Origin of the sequence: Actinoallomurus acaciae, assembly GCF_042429965.1 — a bacterium.
Classification (GTDB): Bacteria; Actinomycetota; Actinomycetes; order Streptosporangiales; family Streptosporangiaceae; genus Actinoallomurus; species Actinoallomurus acaciae.
In genome coordinates, this window is sequence record NZ_JBHLZP010000692.1 from 1 (window position 1) to 4,348 (window position 4,348).

General features: G+C 72.8%; 4 protein-coding genes and 1 pseudogene. All 5 read right to left on the bottom strand.

The genetic code is table 11. The features are described 5' to 3' along the window. A pseudogene (locus tag ACFFNX_RS45125) lies at positions 1-357 on the bottom strand (hypothetical protein); the annotation flags it as partial. A 621-nt stretch (positions 358-978) separates the two neighbouring features. Beyond that, entirely contained in the window at positions 979-2,058 is a 1,080-nt protein-coding gene (locus tag ACFFNX_RS45130) for an agmatinase family protein (protein WP_378212446.1), read from the bottom strand. Beyond that, positions 2,055-3,071: an ROK family protein gene (locus tag ACFFNX_RS45135; RefSeq protein ID WP_378212448.1), complete on the bottom strand. Its 1,017-nt coding sequence runs from the start codon at positions 3,069-3,071 to the stop codon at positions 2,055-2,057. The genes ACFFNX_RS45130 and ACFFNX_RS45135 overlap by 4 nt, the downstream gene beginning before the upstream one ends. A gap of 68 nt (positions 3,072-3,139) precedes the next feature. Next, positions 3,140-3,376 (bottom strand): hypothetical protein, encoded by a 237-nt coding sequence (locus ACFFNX_RS45140; RefSeq protein ID WP_378212449.1) that lies wholly within the window; start codon positions 3,374-3,376, stop codon positions 3,140-3,142. A gap of 56 nt (positions 3,377-3,432) precedes the next feature. Beyond that, positions 3,433-4,348, bottom strand: a 916-nt coding sequence (locus ACFFNX_RS45145) for an amidase family protein (RefSeq protein WP_378212451.1), incomplete at its 5' end; no start/stop codon positions are given.

The following is a 4,348-nucleotide window of genomic DNA, read 5'->3' on the forward strand; positions in this document are numbered from 1 at the left end:
GGGCGCCGGGGCGCCCTCCGCGTGGACCCGGGCCTCGGCGGGAACGCGCGGCTCGTGCGGGGCCGGAGCGTCGGTGATGGGCTGGGCGTCGGCCGTCGCCTGCGGGGGCGCCGGGAGGCGATCGGCCGGGATCTCGGGTGGTGGACCCGGTGGTGCGGCGGATGCGGGGACGACGTGGGCCACGATCATCAGGACCTTCCCCGTGTCGGGGAGCGGGACCACGTCCAGGAGCGTGCCGTCCGCGGGGACCGCCTCGACCGGGGCGAGAGCGTGTCCGCGGTGAAGACGCTCGCGGTAGCGGGCGTCCAGGTCGATGAGATGGCGCGAAGCCCGGTTCTGCGACCGGTGCTGGGTCATGACGAATTCCTTATCCTGCCAGGCGGGAAATCTAGCGGCGGGGCGAGGAGGGCACGCACAGCGCGCTGGCCTGCAGACGAAGATCAACGTGCAGGCGCACCGTCAGGCGAACGTCATGGCTCACCCCTTAAGGTTGTGGCTGGATTCCCCGCTTTGTCAATCGGTTAAGTGAAGTAGATCCAGGATGGGGTCTGGCCGGTGTGAGACCGGGCCCGTGGCCGAGCGCGGCGGCCGGTACCGTCCGCCGGTGCCGGATCGCCTCGGCACCGGTGAGGCGCGCCGCCGCGTGAGCGGGCCGGACCGGAGTCGGACACCGCCTCGGAGCCGCCGGCCCCCGGTCCCATGGCCCCAGGGCCTGTCTCGAAGTGGTCGGGTCGTGGTTTTCCACAGCCGTGCGTGCGGTCTTCCTTTGGCCTGTGGGGTGGCTTGACAATGGAAGTGGGGTCGGCGCCCCGCGCCCCCTGGGAGGGCGGGGAGTGTCCCGGCCGGAGGGGCTTCGAAACGCGCCCTGAGGCCCCGGCGTCCCGGCTCCGCCGCGTATGCGCCCACAATCCGTTCCCTGACCGGAACGTTTCCTAAGCCGGGGGGCTTCACGCCCGGCCCCAACGCTTCCCTCACAGGTCAGGGACCCTCCGGGATCCGATACGTACGGCTTTCGCCGGAGCCCGCCGAACGAGGGTCCAGGTAGTCCGGTTCGGTCAGGCCGATCCGCCGCATGGCCGTGCCCGTCAGCGCCTCCATCACCGCGCGCCGCGCCAGCAGCGCCGTGATGTCCGGGCCCACGTCGTACGGCGGGCTGACCTCCACCACGTCCATGCCGACCATCCCGACCTCGGCCGCCAGGCGCCGGATCGCCCACAGCACCTCGGCGCTCGTCAGACCGCCGGGCTCAGGCGTCCCGGTGCCCGGAGCGTACGCGGGGTCGGCGACGTCCACATCGAGTGAGATGTACAGATGATCGGCGGAGTCCAGCGCCTCGTCGACCGCGCGTTCCAGCACCGCCGCGAAGCCGTCCCGGTGGATCTCGGCCATGAAGTGGGTGCGGAGCTCGTTCGCCTCCATCCACTCCAGGACGGGCGGCTCGGGCCAGTACCCCCGCAACCCCACCTGCACGAAGTTGCGGCCGGGCACCGCCCCACTCTCGATCAGCCGCCGCATCGGCGTGCCGTGGCCGTACAGCGAGCCCTGCATGTCCGGGGCGGTGTCCGCGTGGGCGTCGAAGTGCACGATGCCGACCTTGCCGTGCCCGTACGCGTCGGCCACCGCCGTGGCGGCGGGCCAGGTGATGCCGTGGTCGCCGCCGAGAATGACGGGGATCGCGCCGCCCTGGAGGATCTCGGCGACGAACGCGCGGATGTTCTCGTACGTGCCCTCGGTGTCGCCGATCAGCACCTCGGCGTCGCCGTAGTCGGCCAGGACGAGATGCTCCAGCGGGTTCACCCGGACGCCGAGGTGGGCGATGAACCGCGACCCGGAGATGTAGTCGCCCTGCCGGATGGCACGGGGGCCCAGGCGCGTGCCGCCGAGGCCGGACGCCGTACCGTCCCAGGGGGCGCCGCCGACCGCGACGTCCACCTTGCCCGCTCGCAGGTCCTCCGGCGTCAGGCACACCGGGGCCTTCATGAACGTCTGGATCCCGCTCCACTCCAGCTCCGATGAGCGGTTGACGCGCATGGGCCCGTGCGGTCGCGGCGAGCTCATGGCGCGGAGGCGTCGCGGGCGGCGATCGCGGCTCCGCGCGCGCCGGCCATGTCGAGGTCGGGGACCAGGGCGAACGCGGCGACCCGCCGCTGCTCCTCCCGCAGGACGGTGTTCTCGCGCACCGTGTCCAGGAACCACTCGCGGAATTTCGGGCCCGTCTCGACCACGCCGCCGCCGACGAAGTACGCGCTCGGGTCGGTGAAGTTGGCCGCGATCGTGAAGAGCCGGCCCAGCGCCATCGCCTGCTGCTCGAAGATCTTCAGCGCGAGAGGGTCGCCGTCCTCGCCGAGGGAGCGGACGATCTTGGCGGCCTCCAGGATCGGCACGTCGGCCAGTTCGTGCCCGGGGAAGCGGGTCAGCCAGTACGGGAGCAGGTTCGCCGCGATGCCGGTCAGGGAGGCGACGCTCTCGGCGTCGGCGCCGAACCCGCAGTTGCACATCGGCAGCGGCTGTCCGTCCTCCAGCAGCCCCTGCATCGGGATGTGCACGTGTCCCAGCTCGCCGGCCATGCCGGCGGCGCCGCGCACGACCTGGCCGGCCTCGATCACGCCGCCGCCCAGGCCGGTGCCGACGATGGCCGAGATCGAGGAGTGCTCCGCCGCCTCCGTGCCGAAGTGGGCGTGGTGGGCGTACAGGGCGGCGGCGTTGCCGTCGTTGTTGTAGACGACCGGCAGGCCGAGCCGCTCCTCCAGCGCCGTACGGACGTCAAAGCCCCACCAGGCCGGCTGGGGGAAGTTCGTCGCGCCCTTGGAGGAGATCACCCCGTCGGCGCTGGCCGGTCCCGGAGTGTCCAGCCCGACGGCGCGGACCCGCGGCCGCTCGATGCCGGTGAGGGCCAGGACGCCCTCCAGGGCCTCGGCCAGGGCGCCGACCGCGATCTCCGGGCCCTCGGTGACGCGGCTGGGGATCTCCACCAGCCGGTCGACGAGGAACTTCCCCGACGAGTCCAGCACCGTCGCGTTGTTGCAGGTGCCCCCGTTGTCCAGGCCCACGACGACCCACGTGTCCGGCATTCTTCGCTCCTTGCTCCGAGCCCCCGACCGTGTACGCGTCGAGGGCGGCCCGCCTCGTCGTACCACGCCTAGCGTTTGACGGCGATGCCTCCGTGCACGCTGACGGTGGGCGGCGAATCGTCGGCGGCGCGCACGACCCCTGATGCGGGGTTCGCCTCGCGGCCGGACGAGAAGCCGTCCGGGCCGCCGGGCGGGGAGTACGGCACGGCGTCCGGGACGCGCGGCTGATCAGGGCCTGATGCCCGGTCCGCGATGTTCACCACGTCGTCCCCCTCGGCCGCCGTACCTGACTGTTGCGCCCTCATATTAGGGGTCTTGACCTGTTGAGCCCAGCTTTACGCGGTGCGAGGCAACAAATGGTTCATTCGGGCGAATCGCCGACAACCGGGCGGTGGTCGTGCCAGGGGCGGGCCTGCTCGAAGGCACGGCAGGCCGCCAGGACGCGGGCGTCCGCGTGGCGCGGACCCACGACCTGCAGGCCCACCGGCAGACCGGCCGAGGTGAAGCCGCACGGCACGGTGGCCGCCGGCTGCTGGGTCATGTTGAACGGGTACGTGAACGGCGTCCAGCTCGTCCACCGAGGCGACGCCCAGCCCTCCGGCACCTCGCGGCCGGCCTCGAACGCCGGGATCGGCATCGCCGGGGTCAGCAGCAGGTCGTACTCCTCGTGGAAGGCGCCCATCAGGCGCCCCAGGTCCATCCGGCACGCGGTCGCCGTGAGGTAGTCGAGCGCGGAGTGCCGCGTGCCCTGCTCGGAGATCTCCCGCAGGCCCGGGTCCAGCAGCTCGCGCCGGGCGGGCGTGAGCGACTCCACCGACTTGGCGGCGCCGGCGAACCAGAGGACGTGGAAGGCCTCCACCGGGTCGGCGAAGCCCGGGTCGGCCTCCTCCACCCGTGCGCCGAGGCCGGTGAAGACCGCGACCGCCTTCTCCACGACCGCCGCGACCTCCGCGTCCACCACGGCGTACCCGAGCGCCGGGCTGAACGCGATCCGCAGGCCCCGCAGGTCGACCGGCTCGGCCGGGACGGCCGGCGGCAGCGCCGACCAGTCGCGGCTGTCGGCCCCCGAGATGACCTCCAGCAGCAGCTCGGCGTCGGCGACGCTCCAGGTGATCGGGCCGACGTGCGCGAGCGTGCCGAACGGGCTCGCCGGGAAGTGCGGCACCCGCCCGTACGTCGGCTTGTGCGCGAAGACGCCCGTGAAGGCGGCCGGGATGCGCACCGAGCCGCCCCCGTCGGTGCCCAGGGCGAGCGGCGCCATGCCCAGGGCGACGGCC

What these genes read in the sequence shown, in the direction of transcription:
- ACFFNX_RS45135 (WP_378212448.1), bottom strand. Translation starts at nt 3,071, where the DNA reads ATGCCGGACACGTGGGTCGTCGTGGGCCTGGACAACGGGGGCACCTGC.
- ACFFNX_RS45140 (WP_378212449.1), bottom strand. Translation starts at nt 3,376, where the DNA reads ATGAGGGCGCAACAGTCAGGTACGGCGGCCGAGGGGGACGACGTGGTG.
- ACFFNX_RS45130 (WP_378212446.1), bottom strand. Translation starts at nt 2,058, where the DNA reads ATGAGCTCGCCGCGACCGCACGGGCCCATGCGCGTCAACCGCTCATCG.